This window comes from Agromyces rhizosphaerae, assembly GCF_027925245.1.
Classification (GTDB): Bacteria; Actinomycetota; Actinomycetes; order Actinomycetales; family Microbacteriaceae; genus Agromyces; species Agromyces rhizosphaerae.
The window spans coordinates 2473301-2488808 of record NZ_BSDP01000001.1; the positions used below are offsets into that span (position 1 = coordinate 2473301).

The window sequence follows — 15508 nt, forward strand, 5'->3', positions numbered from 1 at the left end:
GCAATAGTCAAGAATCCTTACTATTGTCCCACGTTCCTCGCCCGAGCGACAGGTGCGGCACCCGGGTGCGCACCGGCATCCGTTGCTATGCTGACAGGCGTCGCGACTGGCGTTGAGGTGGGTGACCACCGGGGAGCGACTGGCACGCATCCGACCGTTCGCCTGGGCCGGAGCGGATGCCTCGGCGCGAGTCGCCGCGGCAGCATCCACCACCGGTATCGCGTGTCATGAAGGAGCCAGCCTTGGCAGAGTCCGTCTTCAACCAGCCGCTCGAGGTCGTCGACCCCGAGATCGCCGCCGTCCTCGAGCAGGAGTTGGGTCGCCAGCGCGAGTACCTCGAGATGATCGCGAGCGAGAACTTCGTGCCCGTCTCGGTGCTGCAGTCTCAGGGCTCGGTGCTCACCAACAAGTATGCCGAGGGCTACCCGGGCCGTCGCTACTACGGCGGCTGCGAGCACGTCGACGTCGCCGAGCAGCTCGCGATCGACCGCGCCAAGTCGCTCTTCGGCGCCGAGTACGCGAACGTGCAGCCCCACTCGGGTGCGAGCGCGAACGCGGCCGTGCTGTCGGCGATCGCCACGCCGGGCGACACCATCCTGGGCCTCGAGCTCGCCCACGGCGGCCACCTCACGCACGGCATGAAGCTGAACTTCTCGGGCAAGCTCTACAACGCCGTCTCCTACGGCGTCGACCCCGAGACCTTCCTCGTCGACATGGACGTCGTGCGCGACAAGGCGCTCGAGCACAAGCCGCAGGTGATCATCGCCGGCTGGTCGGCCTACCCGCGCCAGCTCGACTTCGCCGCGTTCCGCGCGATCGCCGACGAGGTCGGCGCGAAGCTCTGGGTCGACATGGCGCACTTCGCGGGCCTCGTGGCCGCGGGCCTGCACCCGTCGCCCGTGCCGCACGCCGACGTCGTCTCGTCGACCGTGCACAAGACCATCGGCGGCCCGCGCTCGGGCTTTATCGTGAGCCGCGACATGGAGCTCGCGCGCAAGCTCAACTCGAACGTCTTCCCCGGCCAGCAGGGCGGCCCGCTCATGCACGCGATCGCGGCCAAGGCGACCGCGTTCAAGATCGCGGCGTCGGAGGAGTTCGTCGACCGCCAGGCGCGTACCATCCGCGGCGCGCAGATCCTCGCCGAGCGCCTGACCGCCGACGACTCGCGTGCGGCGGGCGTCGACGTGCTCACCGGCGGCACCGACGTGCACCTCGTGCTCGCGGACCTCCGCACCTCCGAGCTCGACGGCCAGCAGGCCGAGGACATCCTGCACTCGGCGCTCATCACCGTGAACCGCAACGCGGTGCCGTTCGACCCGCGCCCGCCGATGATCACCTCGGGCCTGCGCATCGGCACGCCCGCGCTCGCGACCCGCGGCTTCGGCGACGCGGAGTTCACCGAGGTCGCCGACGTGATCGCCGAGGCGCTGAAGCCGGGTGCCGACGTCGCGCCGCTGCGCGCGCGCGTCGAGGCGCTCACCGCGCGCTTCCCGCTGTACCCCGGCCTCGAGCAGTAGCCGATGACCGCGATCAGGCTCGACGGCGTCGCCACGGCGACCGCGATCAAGAACGAGCTGCGCACGCGCATCGACGACCTGCGGGCCAACGGCGTCGTGCCGGGCCTCGGCACGCTGCTGGTCGGCGACGACCCGGGCTCCCGCTCGTACGTCGCCGGCAAGCACCGCGACTGCGCCGAGGTCGGCATCGAGTCGATCCGCATCGACCTGCCCGCGGCGGCCACCTCGGCCGACGTGCGCGCCGCGATCGCCGACCTCAACTCCGCGCGCGAGGTCACCGGCTACATCGTGCAGCTGCCGCTGCCCCCGGGGCACGACGAGAACGCCATGCTCGAGCTCATCGACCCCGACAAGGACGCCGACGGGCTGCATCCGACCAACCTCGGCCGGCTCGTGCTCGGCATCGAGGGCGAGTTGCAGTCGCCGCTGCCGTGCACGCCCGCGGGCATCGTCGAGATGCTGCAGCGCTACGACGTGCCCATCCGCGGCCGCAACGTGGTCGTGATCGGCCGCGGGCTCACGGTCGGCCGCCCGCTCGGGCTGCTCTTCACCCGCAAGGGGCTGGATGCCACGGTGACCCTCACGCACTCGCGCACGGCCGACCTGCCCGCCGAGGTGCGCCGCGGCGACATCGTCGTGGCGGCTGTCGGCGTGCCGCACCTCGTGAAGCCCGAGTGGGTCAAGCCGGGCGCCGCCGTGCTCGACGTGGGCATCACGCGCGTGCAGGACGAGGAGACCGGCAAGGGTCGGCTCACCGGTGACGTCGACCCCGCGGTCGCCGAGGTCGCCGGGCACCTGTCGCCGAACCCCGGCGGGGTGGGGCCGATGACGCGCGCGATGCTGCTGGCGAACGTGGTGAAGTCGGCCGAGCTCCGGCTGCAGTAGCGCTGCGCGAGCCGCGGGTCAGGCGAGCAGCAGGTCACGCGAACAGCAGGTACAGGGCGCCGACCACGGTCAGCACGATCACGATCCGCTCGAACACCCGCTGCGGCATCCGCTTCATGAGGTTCCAGCCGACGAATCCGCCGACGAGCACGGCGGGCACCAGCACGAGGTCGAGCAGCAGCGTCGCGGGCGTGATGATGCCGAGGCCGATCGAGAACGGCACCTTCACCACGTTCACGATCGCGAAGAACCATGCGGCCGTGCCGAGGAACGCGGCGGCCGGGAACCTCGAGGCGAGGAAGTACATCGTCATCACCGGGCCGCCCGCGTTGGCGACCATCGTCGTGAACCCGCCCAGCGAGCCGTAGCCCCAGGCCGCGATCCGGCCGCCGGTCGGGGCGTCCGCCGACGTGCGCCGGCGTCGCCACAGGGTGAACGCGATCACGAGCAGCAGGATCACGGCGATGACGCGGCGCACCCAGGTGTCGTCCGCGACGGCGAGGAACAGCACGCCGAGCACGATGCCGACCCCCACCGCCGGTGCGAGCCGCACGAGCGCCGGCCAGTCGGCGTGCCTGCGGTAGAGCCACAGCGCCAGCATGTCGCCCACGATCAGGAGCAGCAGCAGGGCGCCGGTGGACGCGCGTGCGGGGAGCACCGCGGCGAACAGCGCGATCGAGATGGTGTTCGCGCCGGGCAGCGCCGTCTTCGAGACCCCGACCATGAACGCCGAGAACGCGAGCAGCACCCAGGCGAGGGCGGTCAGGTCGGGCACGGGTTCCACCGTAGCCGTGCGGGCCGTGCCGAGCCGTTCACCGGATCCGCCCGCGTCGTTCACCCGTCGCTCACGCCCGCGCAAGTTCGCGAACCTAGCCTCGCGACATGCCCCACGAGGTGATCGTCGTCATCCCCGCACGCGGGGGCTCGAAGGGCGTGCCCGGCAAGAACCTGCGCGAGGTCGCGGGGGTCCCGCTGGTCGCCCGCGCCGTGCGGGCGGCGCTGGCCGCCGCATCCGTCGATCTCGTGGTCGTCTCGACCGACGACGCCGAGATCGCCGCGACCGCCGAGGCCGCGGGCGCCGAGGTCGTCGACCGGCCCGCCGACCTCGCCGGCGACACCGCGAGCTCGGAGTCGGCGCTGCTGCACGCCCTCACTGCGCTCGAGGCCGAGGAGCGGATGCCCGAGGTGCTCGTGTTCGTGCAGGCCACCTCGCCGTTCATCGATCCCTCCGACATCGACGCCGCGGTCGCCGAGGTGCGCCACGGCGACGCCGACGTCGTGTTCTCCGCCGTCGAGAGCCACGCCTTCCTCTGGCGGAGCACCTCCCGCGGGGCCGCGGGCGTGAACCACAGCTCGGGCGCGCGCCTGCGCCGGCAGGATCGTGAGGCGGAGTACCGCGAGACCGGCGCGTTCTACGTGATGAACGTCGACGGGTTCCGCCACGCCGAGCACCGCTTCTTCGGCCGCATCGGCTTCCGCCTCGTGCCCGACGCGCACGCGCTCGAGATCGACACGCCCGCCGATCTCGCGCTCGCCGACGCGCTCGCCGCGGTCGTCTCGCCCTCGGCGCTGGTGCCGGCCGTGCCGTGCATCGACGTCGACGCCGTGGTCACCGACTTCGACGGCGTGCACACCGACGACACGGCGTACGTGGGCAGCGACGGCACCGAGCGGGTGCGCGTGAGCCGCAGCGACGGGCACGGCGTGAAGATGCTGCGCGAGGCGGGCGTGCCCATGCTGATCCTCTCGGTCGAGGAGAACCCGGTGGTCGCCGCGCGCGCGGCGAAGCTCGGGGTCGATGTCGTGCACGGCGTGCGCGACAAGGCGCCCGAGCTGGTGGCATGGGCCGAGCGCAAGGGCATCCCGCTCGAGCGCATCGCGTACGTGGGCAACGACGTCGGCGACCTCGGCTGCCTGCGCATCGCGGGCTGGCCGGTGGTGGTGGCGGATGCCGCGCCGGAGGCGCTCGCGCTCGCGCGCCACGTGCTGACCAGGGCGGGCGGCGACGGCGCCGTGCGCGAGCTGTCCGACCTCGTGCTCGGCGCGCGCGCCGCGGCGCGGGTGCGGTCGTCCGAGCAGCCGGCGCTCGCCGGTGCCATCTGGTACTAGAGGAGGAAGCCCCATGGCGATCCGCATCGGCCGCAGCGCGGTCGGCTACGGCGAGCCGGTCTACGTCATCGGCGAGATCGGCCTCAATCACAACGGCGACGTCGAACTCGCGCGGCGGCTCATCGACGTGGCCGCCGACGCGGGCGCGCAGGCGGTGAAGTTCCAGAAGCGCACGCCCGAGATCGCGACGCCCGAGCACATGCGCGACATGCCCCGCGAGACCCCGTGGGGCACGATGAGCTACCTCGACTACCGGCGCCGGGTGGAGTTCGGCGTGGCGGAGTACCGTGCGGTGGCCGAGCACGCGGCATCCGTCGGCCTCGACTGGTTCGCCTCGCCGTGGGACGTGCCGTCGGTGGAGTTCCTGGAGGCGCTGGGGGAGTTCGGAGAGGAGCCGGTGGCGTACAAGGTGGCATCCGCCTCGGTCACCGACCTCGAGCTGCTGCGCGCGATCGCCGCGACCGGGCGCCCCGTGATCTGCTCGACCGGCATGTCGACCATCGAGGAGATCGACCGGGCGGTCGAGGCGCTCGGCACCGACCGGCTCGTGCTCATGCATGCCACGTCGAGCTACCCGATGCCCGCCGAGGAGGCCAACCTGCGCATGATCGACACGCTGCAGCTGCGCTACCCCGGCGTGCCGGTCGGCTACTCGGGCCACGAGCCGGGGCTGCAGATCTCGCTCGCGGCGGTCGCGCTCGGCGCCGTCGCGGTGGAGCGGCACATCACCCTCGACCGCACGATGTGGGGCAGCGACCACGCCGCCTCGCTCGAGCCGCAGGGACTGCAGCACCTCGTGCGCGACATCCGCATCATCGGCGAGGCCATGGGCGACGGCATCAAGCGCGTCTTCCCGGGCGAGGAGGCGCCGCGCGCGAAGCTGCGCCGGGTGCTCGTCCCGTGAGCCGGGGCGGGGCGACGGGTCGGTCCGGCGGCCCGCGACGGCTGCTGGTCGTCGCCGACAGCGACTCGTACCTGAAGTGGGGTGCGGCGCTCGCGTCGCGCCTGCCGGGTCCGGTGCCGCCGGGTTCGGCGCTGCCGACGTCGTGGAAGGTACAGGTGGTGCTGGTCGACTCGCCGGTGCTGCCGAGCGAGCGACAGGTGCGCGTGGCGCTCGACGGGTCGGCGTTCGCGCTCGACCAGGTGCGCGTGGTCGACCTCGACGGGCTCGACCGACTCGTCGACGACCGGCGCCCCGACGCGGTGCTGCTCGCGCTGCGCGGCCCGCTCGTGCGCGTGGTCGCGCCGCGGCTCGCCGAGCGTCCCGACCGCCCGGTGCTGCTGAGCGGCTTCCCCGGCATCACGATTCCCGCCGAGCCCAAGGCGATCGTCTACCGCGAGCAGACCGACCTCGTCGTGCTGCACAGCCACCGTGAGGTGCGCGAGTTCGCGCGCAACGCCGCGGGCATGCCCGTCGACGTGAGCTTCGGGCTGGCGCGGCTGCCGTTCCTGGGCCTGTCGTCAGTGGCAGCTGGGGCGGATGCCTCGGGGCCGGCGACCGTGCGCCCGGGTGGCGGTGCGCGCGACGACGTCGTGTTCGCCGTGCAGGCGAAGGTGCCGCGCACGCTCGAGGACCGCGAGCGGCTCGTCGGCTGGCTCGTCGAGGCCGCGCGGGCGCAGTCGGCTCGACGGGTGGTCGTGAAGGTGCGCGCGCGTTCGGGTGAGGCGCAGACCCACGCCGAGGCGCACGACCTGCAGGAGCTGCTGGCGTCGCCGTCGGTGGCGGGATCGCTGCCGCCCAACCTCGTGGTCGAGGACGGCCCGATGGCGGCGCACCTGAAGCGCGCGGCGGCGCTCGTGACCGTGAGCTCCACGGCCGTGCTGGAGGCTATCGCCGAAGGGGTGCCGGCGCTGCTGCTCGACGACTTCGGGGTCGAGAAGGCGATGATCAACACGGTCTTCGCCGGGAGCGGGCTCCTCGCGAGCCACGAGGCGCTCGTTGCGGGGGAGTACCGCGACCCCGACCCGGCCTGGATCGAGGACAACTACTTCCACCCGGCTGCCGACGACGACTGGATCGTGCAGCTCGGCGCCCTGGTCGCCGCCCGCGACCGTGGCGTGCTGCCGCAGCGGGTGCGTCGCCACAACCTCACCGGCGGCGCGGTGCGCCGTGCCTACGAGCGGCGACGCATGCTCGGCGAGCACGACGCGGGCCCAGGTGCCGCAGCGGGTGCGGCCGCGATGGCGGTCGCGCTTCCGGCACGCTGGATGCTCCGTCGCGCGCGTCGCGTCAAGGCGCGGCTGCAGCCCGGGGCATCCGCTCCGCTCGGGTATGCGCCCGTCGATGCAGGTGCGGACGTGCGGGTGCCGAGCCGTCAGGGCTGAGCCGGCGTCCCGGCCGCCCGGCTGCCTCGCATTCCGATCGGGGAATGTCGGTGGTCGCTGCTTCCATGAAGGTATGGAGGAAGCAGGGCGGGCCGCGGTTCCGGCGTTCGACGCGTTGCCACCGCGCCTGCCCGCGCCTGACGAGATCGACATCGAGTGGCAGCTACTCGACGACGTGATCGACGAGTGGCGCCGGGGTGAGGCGACGGATGCCGCGGGGCTGCCCGCCGACGCCAGGCGCGAGGCGCTGCTCGACCTGCACGTCACCGAGATCGCCGCGCTCACGGCGCAGCTCGAGCGCGTCAGCGCGCGGCGTGCGTCGCTCATCGCGGACGCCCATCGGGAGTCGGCGGCGATCGAGGAGGAGCGCGCTGCCGTGCGCGAGCGCGAGGGTCTGCGCGTCGACCCGCCGCGTCGCCGGGCCGAGCTCGTGCGCCGCTCGCTGACCGCAGAGATCGCATGCGCGACCCGCGCGACCGAGGCGACCGTCGCGCGCTGGATCGGCGAGGCCGAGGCGCTCGCCGACGGGCTCGGAGCGACGCTGGCGGCCGCACTGGAGGGGCGCATCTCGTACCTGCACGCCCGCACCATCGCCGACGAGGCCGGGTCGCTGCCGGCCGCCCACCGTGCCGACTTCGAAGCCGAGGCGCTGCGCGTCGCGGCGACCACGACGCCCGGGCGCTTCCGGCGACGAGCGCGGATACTGCGCGAGCGCATGCATCCCGACTCGATCGAGGCTCGTGCCGCCGATGCCTCGGCCGGCCGCCACGTGCGAGTAGAGCCCGATCGCGATGGCATGGCCTGGCTGACCGCCCACCTGCCCGCCGCGACCGCGGCGCGCATCGACGCGCGGCTCACCGACACCGCCGGGCACCTTCGCGCGCTCGACGGCGAGGAGCGCACCGTCGCGCAGCTCCGCGTGGACGTGCTCGCCGACCTGCTGCTGGCAGCGGGGCAGGGGATCGCGGGCGAGGCGGCCTCGCAGCCCGGGGCGGAGGGCCCGGCGCACAACGGCGCGACCTCCGCGCGAGACGAGTCCGCGCCGGCACGTGCCACCTCGGGTGCACCCTCGGCGAGACGCGGCATCCGACCGCAGGTCTCGGTCACCGTCCCCGCCAGGCGCCTCCTCGGCCACGGCGACGAGCCCGCGATGCTCGACGGGTACGGACCGATCCCGATCGACGACGCCCTCGAGCTCGCCGGGGCGGCCGGCTCGCTGCGGCGCCTGCTCACGGACCCCGACTCGGGCGCGGTGATCTCCGTCGGGCGCGACCGCTACACCGTTCCGCCCGACCTGCGCGCCTGGCTGCGCGTGCGCGACGGCACCTGCCGGTTCCCGGGCTGCGATCGGCGGGCGGATGCCTCGGAGATCGACCACACCCTCGACTGGGCCGCCGGAGGTGCGACCGCGCACGACAATCTCGCGCACCTCTGCGCCCGCCACCACCACCTGAAACACGAGGCCGGATGGCGGGTCGTCCAACGGGGCGGAGGGGTGCTCGACTGGCGGAGTCCACTCGGGCGGGAGTACACGACCGAGCCGATCGAGGCGTTGTCGGTCGCGCGCCAACGCGAACCCGAACCCGAACCAGATCCGCCGTTCTAGCCGTCGCCCGCGCGGTGCACCTCGACGTGCCGCAGGTACGCCTCGCCGTTGCGGCGGATCCCCGCGCGCTCCTCGTCGCTCAGCTCGCGCCGCACCTTCGCCGGAACCCCGGCCACGAGCGACCCCGGCGGCACGACGGTGCCCTCGAGCACCACGGCCCCCGCGGCGACGAGCGACCCCGCGCCGATGACCGCGCCGTTCAGCACGGTCGCCGACATGCCGACCAGGCAGTCGTCCTCGATCGTGCAGCCGTGCAGCACCGCGCCGTGACCGACCGACACCCCGCGCCCCACCGACAGCGGATACCCGCGATCGACGTGGCACACGACCGTGTCCTGCAGGTTGGACCCCTCGCCCAGCACGATCGGCTCGGCCTCCGCGCGCAGCACGGCGTTGTACCAGACGCTCGATCCCGCCTCGAGCCGCACGTTCCCGACCAGCACGGCGCCCGCGGCGACGAACGCGGACTCGTCGACCGACGGCTCGGAGACCCCCGGAAGCGAACGGACATGGGCGGCGGCGTCGACGGTCATGCCGTCAGACTAGCGATCGGCGCGACCCCGACAACCGCGAGGGGTGCTCGATTCTCCACACGCTGCCGCGCGCCGTACGCACACCTCGACACCTGCGGTACCGTGGCTGCTCGTGCGTATACGGACGCACAAGTACGGAACCGGGAGACATGGACGAGATCTCGAGACGCACCGCCGCCAGGGCCATCGCATGGTCGGCGCCCGCCATCGCCCTCGCGGTCACCGTGCCGCAGGCGGCCGCCTCGGTGCCCGACCCGACCGCTCCGCAGGCGGCGCCGCTCCTGCTGTGCTGCGATCCCGGCTACCTGGAGGTGTCGGTGACGAACCCCCCGAGCGCGGCGGGAGCGATCGTCGTCGAGGGCTGGCGCGACGCGTCCGGGGCGGTCTGGGCGCCGAGCAGCCCGCGGTTGCTGGAACCGAACACGCGTGCGAGCGTGTCCTTCCCGGGCGCATCGGACTGCGACGCCCCGACCGGATGGGTGCTGTGGCGACCTCAGTCCGGCGGTGACCAGCAGGCCATCTGGGTCGACCTCTCGGCAGTGATCAACCCCGACTGCGTCTTCTGAGCGCGAGCACGACGAGCCGCCCCACGACCCCCACCGCGAACACCGCGACGCCGGCCACGACCGACGTCCAGGGCAGCGTGGCGACCAGCACGAGGCATCCGATCGCCCCGAGCACCTGCAGCCAGCGCGGGTACCGCCGATCGTCGCGGCCCTGCGTGTACGCGGCGACGTTCGCCACGAGGTAGTACAGCAGCACGCCGAACGACGAGAACCCGATCGCCCCGCGCAGGTCGACGGTCAGCACCAGCACGATCACCACCAGGGCGACGGATGCCTCTGAGACCCACGGCACCCGGAACCTGGCGCCCACGCGCGCCAGCGGCGCCGGCAGGTCGCGCTCGCGCGCCATCGCAAGGCTCGTGCGCCCGACGCCCGCGATGAGCGCGAGCAGCGCGCCGAGCGACGCGGCCGCCCCGCCGATGCGCACGAGCGGTGCCGCCCAGGCCCAGTCGTTCGCCCGCACCACGTCGACGAGCGGCGCGGCCGACGCCCCGAGCGCCTCCGCGCCGAGCGCGGCGAGCGCGACCACGCCCACCGCCGCGTAGACGACGACCGCGACGCCAAGCGCGAGCACGATCGCGCGCGGGATGGTGCGCGACGGCTCGCGCACCTCCTCGCCCATGGTCGCCATGCGCGCGTAGCCCGCGAACGCGAAGAACAGCAGGCCGCCCGACTGCATGATGCCGTACCAGCCCTCGGCGACGAGCCCCGACGGGTCGAGCAGGCCGCCGCCCGGCAGCGCTCCCGCGACGCCGGACGCCACGACGACGGCGAGCACCAGCAGCACGACCGTCACGATGATCGCCGCGAGCCCCGCCGTGCGGGTCACGCCGAACAGGTTCACGCCGGCGAGCGCAGCGACCGCGAGCGCCGCGACGAGCCGTTCCCAGCCCTCGGGCGCAACGTACGCGGCGAACGTCAGCGCCATCGCCGCGCAGCTCGCGGTCTTGCCGATCACGAAGCCCCACCCGGCGAGGAACCCCCACCACGGTCCCAGTTGCTCGCGCCCGTACACGTACGTGCCGCCCGACCGCGGGTACTGCGCAGCGAGCTGCGCCGACGAGGTCGCATTGGCGAACGCGATCACGGCGGCGATCGCCAGGCCGATCAGCAGCCCGTCGCCCGCGGCCCGCGCGGCCGGCGCGAAGGCGGCGAACACTCCGGCGCCCACCATCGACGCCACCCCGATCACCGTCGCGTCGCGCAGCCCGAGCGCGCGGGAGAGTTCGGGGGAGCCGGGGGTCCCGGCGGCGCCTGCGGTCACGGCCGCACCCTATCGCTCGCGGGTGTCGCCTAGGATCGCCGCGTGACCACGCCGCAGCCCACGCCCGCCCACCCCGCCGTCGATCGCGTGCAGGCGGCGCTCGCCGAGCAGGGCCTCACCCCCGAGATCCGCTGGTTCGACGGCGCGGTCACGACCGCCCAGCTCGCCGCCGATGCGCTCGGCATCGAGGTCGGCCAGATCGCGAACTCGCTCGTCTTCCTGCTCGACGACGAGCCGCTGCTCGTGCTCACGTCGGGCGCGCACCGCGTCGACACCGAGTGGCTCGGCGCCGAGCTCGGCGGCACGATCGGCCGCGCCTCGAAGGAGCGGGTGAAGGATGCCACGGGGCAGGTGATCGGCGGGGTCGCCCCGGTGGGGCATCCGTCGCCCGTGCGCACCGTGGTCGACACGCACCTCGCGCGCTACGACGTGGTGTGGGCGGCCGCCGGGCACGCGCGCACGGTGTTCCCGACGAGCTTCGACGAGCTCGTTCGGGTCACCGGCGGCACGCCCAGTGCCGTCAGCGCTCCCGAGTAGCGCCCTGCGACGCCCGCACCGTGAAGATCACCGGCTCGCCGTAGCCGCGCTCGTCGAACGCCGTGCGCACGACCCGCTCGATCACGGGCACGAGCGCGTCGGTGACGAGTGCGATCGCCGCGCCGCCGAAGCCGCCGCCGGTCATGCGCGCGCCGATCGCGCCGTGCGCCTGCGCGGTCTCCACGGCGAGGTCGAGCTCGGGCACCGAGATCTCGAAGTCGTCGCGCATCGACACGTGCGAGGCGTCGAGCAGCGGCCCGATGCCGGTCGGTCCGACCTCGCGCAGCGTGCGCACGGTGTCGAGCACACGCGCGTTCTCGGTCACGACGTGCCGCACCCGCCGGAAGGTCTCGTCGTCGAGCACGGATGCCGCGCGCTCGAGGTCGTCCACGCCGAGGTCGCGCAGCGACCCGACGCCCATAGCCGCAGCGCCCGCCTCGCACGACGCGCGCCGGGCCGCGTAGCCGCCGGTCGCGTGCGAGTGCTCGACCTTCGTGTCGATCACCATGAGCGCGAGCCCGTCCGCGTCGAACCCGAGCGGGATCACCTCGGCGTCGAGGCTCCGGCAGTCGAGGAACACGCCCGCGTCCTGCCGGCCCAGCAGCGAGGCCGACTGGTCCATGATCCCGGTCGGGGCGCCGACGGCGCGGTTCTCCGCGAGCTGGCCGACCTTCGCGAGCGTCGGGCGGTCGAGGCCGAGCCCCCAGTGCTCGTCGAGGGCGAGCGCGACGGCGCTCTCGATCGCGGCCGACGACGACAGCCCGGCGCCGATCGGCACGTCGGATGCCACGAAGAGGTCGACGCCCGTCACGCCCGAGAGGTCGGCGCCGAACTCGCCGAGCGCCCAGGCGACGCCGAGCGGGTACGCCGACCAGCCCGACACCGCGTCGGGCGCGAGCGCGTCGATCGCGATCTCGATCGACTCATCGCTGAACGTGCTCGCGACGCGCAGCACAGAATCGCCCCTCGCACCCAGCGCGACCGCCGTGCGCCGGTCGATCGCGAACGGGAACACGAACCCGTCGTTGTAGTCGGTGTGCTCGCCGATGAGGTTCACACGTCCGGGGGCCGACCACACGCCGTCGGCCGGGTGACCGTACCTCGCCGCGAACCCGTCGGATGCCTCGGACACGACGTCCTGCCCGCTCACAGCGTGACCCCCTCGATCGCCTCGCGCAGCGCCGTGGCCTGCGTCTCCGGCGGCACGTCGCCGATCCACGCGCCCATCGCCGCCTCGGAGCCGGCGAGGAACTTCAGCTTGTCGGCCGCACGCCGCGGGCTCGTGAGCTGCAGCATGAGCCGCACCTCGTCGCGGCGCTCGTGCACCGGGGCCTGGTGCCAGGCCGCGATGTACGGCGTCGGGGTGTCGTAGAGCGCGTCGACGCCGCGCAGCAGCCGCAGGTACAGCGTCGAGAGCTCCTCGCGCTCCTCGAGCGTCGTGGCGGCGAGGTCGGGCACGTGCCGGTTCGGCAGGATGTGCGCCTCGATCGGCCAGCGTGCGGCGAACGGCACGAACGCCGTCCAGTGCTCGCCCGCGATGAGCAGGCGCTCGCCGGTGCGTTCGCGCTCGAGGATGTCGGCGAACAGCGTGGGGCCGTACGCGTCGAGCGAGTCGAGCAGTCGCTGCGTACGAGGCGTCACGTACGGGTAGGAGTAGATCTGGCCGTGCGGATGCTGCAGGGTGACGCCGATCGCCTCGCCGCGGTTCTCGAACGGGAACACCTGCTGCACCCCCGGCAGCGACGAGAGCGCGGCCGTACGCTGCGCCCAGGCCTCGATCACGGTGCGTGCGCGCGACGGCGTCTGGGTGCCGAACGAGCCCTCGTGGTCGGGGCTGAAGCACACGACCTCGCAGCGGCCGACCGACGTGCGGGTGCGCTCGATGCCGACCGACCGGTACGCCGCGAGGGCGGCCGTGTCGTCCTCGCCGTCGGGCAGGCCCAGCTCGGGCCCGAACGAGGGCGACTTGTTCTCGAACACGGCCACGTCGTACGTGCTCGGGATCTCCGAGGGATTGCCCGGCGCCTGCGGCGCCAGGGGATCGAGGTGGGCGGGCGGCAGGAACGCGCGGTTCTGGCGGGCCGCAGCGAACGAGATCCACTCGCCGGTGAGCGCGTCCTGGCGCATCACCGCGGTGGGCGGCCTCGGGGCGAGCTCGCGCTCGTCGACCGCGCGCTCGGGCGGCAGCGTCGAGTCCGCGTCGTCGAAGTAGATCAGGTCGCGCCCGTCGGCGAGCGAGGTGCGCCGCACCGCGATGCGGTCGTCGGTGATCGGGGCGGGGATGTCGGTGTGGCTCATGGCGACGTCAGACTACGCCGCTTTGCTTTCACAAACAAGTGGCTTTGTCTTGCAAAGAATTCCGAAGCACGGCAGGATGCTGCGCATGGACGCCGACCGCTCCGACGACGCACGCGTGGTGCTGCCCGCCTCCGTGCGGCGCGAGCGCGCGCTCGCGCTCGTGACCGAACGGGGCTTCGTCCGCGTGAGCGAACTGGGCCGGGCCTTCGGCGTGACCGACGTCACCGCGCGCGCCGACCTCGACGCGCTCGAGCGGTCGGGAGGCATCCGCCGGGTGCACGGCGGCGCGGTGCCGGCCGACGCGGGTGCCGTCTCGGCGCGGCCCGAGCGCGAACCGAGCTTCGAGGAGGCGTTGGCGTCGTCGGTCGTGCCCAAGGAGCAGATCGGACTGGCCGTCGCCGCGGAGGTGCAGAGCGGGCAGAGCGTGATCCTCGACGTCGGCACGACCACGCTCGCGGTCGCCCGTGCGCTGCGCGCGCGGGAGGACCTGGCCGACGTCACCGTGCTGACCAACGGCCTCAGCATCGCGCTCGAGCTCGAGCCCGAGATCCCGCGGTTCACGGTCGTCGTCACGGGCGGCACGCTGCGCCCGCGCCAGCACTCGCTCGTGCATCCGCTGGCCGGCGTCGTGCTCGACGAGGTGCACGCGGACCTCGCCGTGATCGGATGCAACGGGGTCGACGCCGCTCGCGGCGTCACCAACGCCAACCTGCCCGAGGCCGCCGTCAAGCGGCAGATGCTGCACGCCGCGTCGCGCGCCATCGTCGTCGCCGACGCCGCGAAGCTCGGCGAAGTGCACCTCGGGCGCATCGCCCCGGTCGACGCGTTCGACCGGCTCGTGACCGACGCCGCCGCGCCCGCGGCGCTCATCGACGAATTGCAGGATGCGGGTCTGGCGGTCACGGTGGCAGACCATAGGCTGTAGGGATGACGCTTCCCACGGGCGAGCAGTTCGAGCTCAGCACCACCACCTCGAGCGGCGAACTCCGCGCCACCATCACGTCGCTCGCCGCCGGCATCCGCGCGCTCAGCATCGACGGCATCGACCTCGTGCCGAGCTTCCCCGAGGACTCGAGCCCGCCGAGCGGGTCGGGCATCGTGCTCGTGCCCTGGCCGAACCGCATCCGCGACGGCCGTTGGACCCACGACGAGCAGGTCCACCAGCTCGCGATCACCGAGCCGGCCCGCAACAACGCGATCCACGGCCTGCTGCGCTACACGGCGTACCACGAGCTCGATCGCGACCGCGACTCGGTCACGCTCGGCGCCGACATCTACCCGCAGCTCGGCTACCCGTTCCTGCTGCGCACCGCCGTGCGCTACGAGCTGGTCTCCGACGGGCTCGACGTGACGCACTTCATCGAGAACCTCGGCTCGGAGCCCGCCCCGGTGGCGGTCGGCACGCACCCGTTCCTGAAGATCGGCGACGTGCGCACCGAGACGCTCACGCTCCGGCTGGCCGCGGCCAGCCACATCGAGGTCGACGAGCGGCTGCTGCCCACCGGCGAGGTGCCGGTCGAGGGCACGCCGTTCGACCTGCGCGGCGGTGAGCTGGTGGGCGACCTCTCGCTCGACGACGCGTTCGGCGAGGTCGAGCTCGTCGACGGCGAGTCGGAGCACACGCTCACGGCCCCCGACGGCCGCAGCGTCGCGATGTGGGCCGACGACGCGTTCGGCTACGTGCAGGTCTACACGACCCGCACCTACCCCGGTGAGGACGGCGACCAGGCGATCGCGATCGAGCCGATGACGGCGCCCGCCGAGGCCTTCAACTCGGGCAAGGGAGTGCGCTGGCTGCACCCCGGTGAGCAGTGGGAAGTCCGCTGGGGCATCCGCTTCGCCGGATTCTCGGCCGAGTAGGGGCGCCC

Annotated in this window: 15 protein-coding genes and 1 riboswitch; of the genes, 10 read left to right on the forward strand and 5 right to left on the reverse strand. The window is 73.4% G+C overall.

All coding sequences use genetic code 11. The features are described from left to right. Positions 1-92 precede the first annotated feature (92 nt). Positions 93-175: riboswitch (ZMP/ZTP riboswitch) on the forward strand. Between the two features lie 52 nt (positions 176-227). Beyond that, positions 228-1517 (forward strand): serine hydroxymethyltransferase, encoded by a 1290-nt coding sequence (gene glyA / locus QMG39_RS11630; RefSeq protein ID WP_281885146.1) that lies wholly within the window; start codon positions 228-230, stop codon positions 1515-1517. 3 nt (positions 1518-1520) lie between these two features. Beyond that, positions 1521-2402 (forward strand): bifunctional methylenetetrahydrofolate dehydrogenase/methenyltetrahydrofolate cyclohydrolase, encoded by an 882-nt coding sequence (locus QMG39_RS11635; RefSeq protein WP_281885148.1) that lies wholly within the window; start codon positions 1521-1523, stop codon positions 2400-2402. 34 nt (positions 2403-2436) lie between these two features. On the opposite strand, the gene QMG39_RS11640 is transcribed toward QMG39_RS11635, so the two are convergent. Then, positions 2437-3177, reverse strand: a complete 741-nt coding sequence (locus tag QMG39_RS11640; RefSeq protein WP_373878325.1) for a sulfite exporter TauE/SafE family protein — start codon at positions 3175-3177, stop codon at positions 2437-2439. A gap of 107 nt (positions 3178-3284) precedes the next feature. On the opposite strand from QMG39_RS11640, the gene QMG39_RS11645 reads away from it, so the two are divergent. The 4 genes from QMG39_RS11645 to QMG39_RS11660 all read left to right on the forward strand — a co-directional run bounded on the left by QMG39_RS11645 (position 3285) and on the right by QMG39_RS11660 (position 8442). Further along, positions 3285-4511: an acylneuraminate cytidylyltransferase gene (locus tag QMG39_RS11645; protein WP_281885150.1), complete on the forward strand. Its 1227-nt coding sequence runs from the start codon at positions 3285-3287 to the stop codon at positions 4509-4511. Positions 4512-4524: 13 nt separating this feature from the next. After that, positions 4525-5415: an N-acetylneuraminate synthase family protein gene (locus QMG39_RS11650; RefSeq protein ID WP_281885152.1), complete on the forward strand. Its 891-nt coding sequence runs from the start codon at positions 4525-4527 to the stop codon at positions 5413-5415. After that, positions 5412-6836, forward strand: a complete 1425-nt coding sequence (locus QMG39_RS11655) for a DUF6716 putative glycosyltransferase (protein WP_281885154.1) — start codon at positions 5412-5414, stop codon at positions 6834-6836. The genes QMG39_RS11650 and QMG39_RS11655 overlap by 4 nt, the downstream gene beginning before the upstream one ends. 73 nt (positions 6837-6909) lie before the next feature. Continuing rightward, entirely contained in the window at positions 6910-8442 is a 1533-nt protein-coding gene (locus QMG39_RS11660; RefSeq protein WP_281885156.1) for an HNH endonuclease signature motif containing protein, read from the forward strand. On the opposite strand, the gene QMG39_RS11665 is transcribed toward QMG39_RS11660, so the two are convergent. Beyond that, positions 8439-8975 carry a gamma carbonic anhydrase family protein gene (locus tag QMG39_RS11665; RefSeq protein ID WP_281885158.1) on the reverse strand — a complete coding sequence of 179 codons (537 nt, stop codon included), beginning with the start codon at positions 8973-8975 and terminating at the stop codon, positions 8439-8441. The two genes, QMG39_RS11660 and QMG39_RS11665, sit on opposite strands and share 4 nt — an antisense overlap. Positions 8976-9124: 149 nt before the next feature. On the opposite strand from QMG39_RS11665, the gene QMG39_RS11670 reads away from it, so the two are divergent. Continuing rightward, a complete protein-coding gene (locus QMG39_RS11670) occupies positions 9125-9541 on the forward strand; it encodes a hypothetical protein (protein ID WP_281885160.1) in 417 nt (138 codons plus the stop codon). Here QMG39_RS11670 and QMG39_RS11675 read toward each other — a convergent pair. Further along, entirely contained in the window at positions 9519-10805 is a 1287-nt protein-coding gene (locus QMG39_RS11675; protein ID WP_281885162.1) for an APC family permease, read from the reverse strand. The two genes, QMG39_RS11670 and QMG39_RS11675, sit on opposite strands and share 23 nt — an antisense overlap. Positions 10806-10847: 42 nt before the next feature. On the opposite strand from QMG39_RS11675, the gene QMG39_RS11680 reads away from it, so the two are divergent. Next, positions 10848-11342 carry a YbaK/EbsC family protein gene (locus tag QMG39_RS11680; protein WP_373878326.1) on the forward strand — a complete coding sequence of 165 codons (495 nt, stop codon included), beginning with the start codon at positions 10848-10850 and terminating at the stop codon, positions 11340-11342. Here QMG39_RS11680 and galK read toward each other — a convergent pair. Continuing rightward, on the reverse strand, positions 11326-12492 hold the full coding sequence (gene galK, locus QMG39_RS11685) for a galactokinase (RefSeq protein WP_373878327.1): 1167 nt from the start codon (positions 12490-12492) through the stop codon (positions 11326-11328). The two genes, QMG39_RS11680 and galK, sit on opposite strands and share 17 nt — an antisense overlap. Continuing rightward, positions 12489-13640: a galactose-1-phosphate uridylyltransferase gene (galT, locus tag QMG39_RS11690; protein WP_281885164.1), complete on the reverse strand. Its 1152-nt coding sequence runs from the start codon at positions 13638-13640 to the stop codon at positions 12489-12491. Before galT ends, galK begins: the two co-directional genes overlap by 4 nt. 85 nt (positions 13641-13725) lie before the next feature. On the opposite strand from galT, the gene QMG39_RS11695 reads away from it, so the two are divergent. Beyond that, a complete protein-coding gene (locus QMG39_RS11695; RefSeq protein WP_281885166.1) occupies positions 13726-14565 on the forward strand; it encodes a DeoR/GlpR family DNA-binding transcription regulator in 840 nt (279 codons plus the stop codon). Between the two features lie 2 nt (positions 14566-14567). Next, positions 14568-15500, forward strand: coding sequence for an aldose 1-epimerase family protein (locus QMG39_RS11700; RefSeq protein ID WP_281885168.1), 933 nt, complete (start codon positions 14568-14570; stop codon positions 15498-15500). Positions 15501-15508 lie beyond the last annotated feature (8 nt).

Bases quoted from the DNA above. Each gene is read 5' to 3' on its own strand.
- QMG39_RS11670 (WP_281885160.1), top strand. From the start codon at position 9,125: ATGGACGAGATCTCGAGACGCACCGCCGCCAGGGCCATCGCATGGTCG.
- QMG39_RS11660 (WP_281885156.1), top strand. From the start codon at position 6,910: ATGGAGGAAGCAGGGCGGGCCGCGGTTCCGGCGTTCGACGCGTTGCCA.
- QMG39_RS11665 (WP_281885158.1), bottom strand. From the start codon at position 8,975: ATGACCGTCGACGCCGCCGCCCATGTCCGTTCGCTTCCGGGGGTCTCC.
- QMG39_RS11695 (WP_281885166.1), top strand. From the start codon at position 13,726: ATGGACGCCGACCGCTCCGACGACGCACGCGTGGTGCTGCCCGCCTCC.
- galT (WP_281885164.1), bottom strand. From the start codon at position 13,640: ATGAGCCACACCGACATCCCCGCCCCGATCACCGACGACCGCATCGCG.
- QMG39_RS11635 (WP_281885148.1), top strand. From the start codon at position 1,521: ATGACCGCGATCAGGCTCGACGGCGTCGCCACGGCGACCGCGATCAAG.
- QMG39_RS11645 (WP_281885150.1), top strand. From the start codon at position 3,285: ATGCCCCACGAGGTGATCGTCGTCATCCCCGCACGCGGGGGCTCGAAG.
- QMG39_RS11650 (WP_281885152.1), top strand. From the start codon at position 4,525: ATGGCGATCCGCATCGGCCGCAGCGCGGTCGGCTACGGCGAGCCGGTC.
- QMG39_RS11700 (WP_281885168.1), top strand. From the start codon at position 14,568: ATGACGCTTCCCACGGGCGAGCAGTTCGAGCTCAGCACCACCACCTCG.
- glyA (WP_281885146.1), top strand. From the start codon at position 228: ATGAAGGAGCCAGCCTTGGCAGAGTCCGTCTTCAACCAGCCGCTCGAG.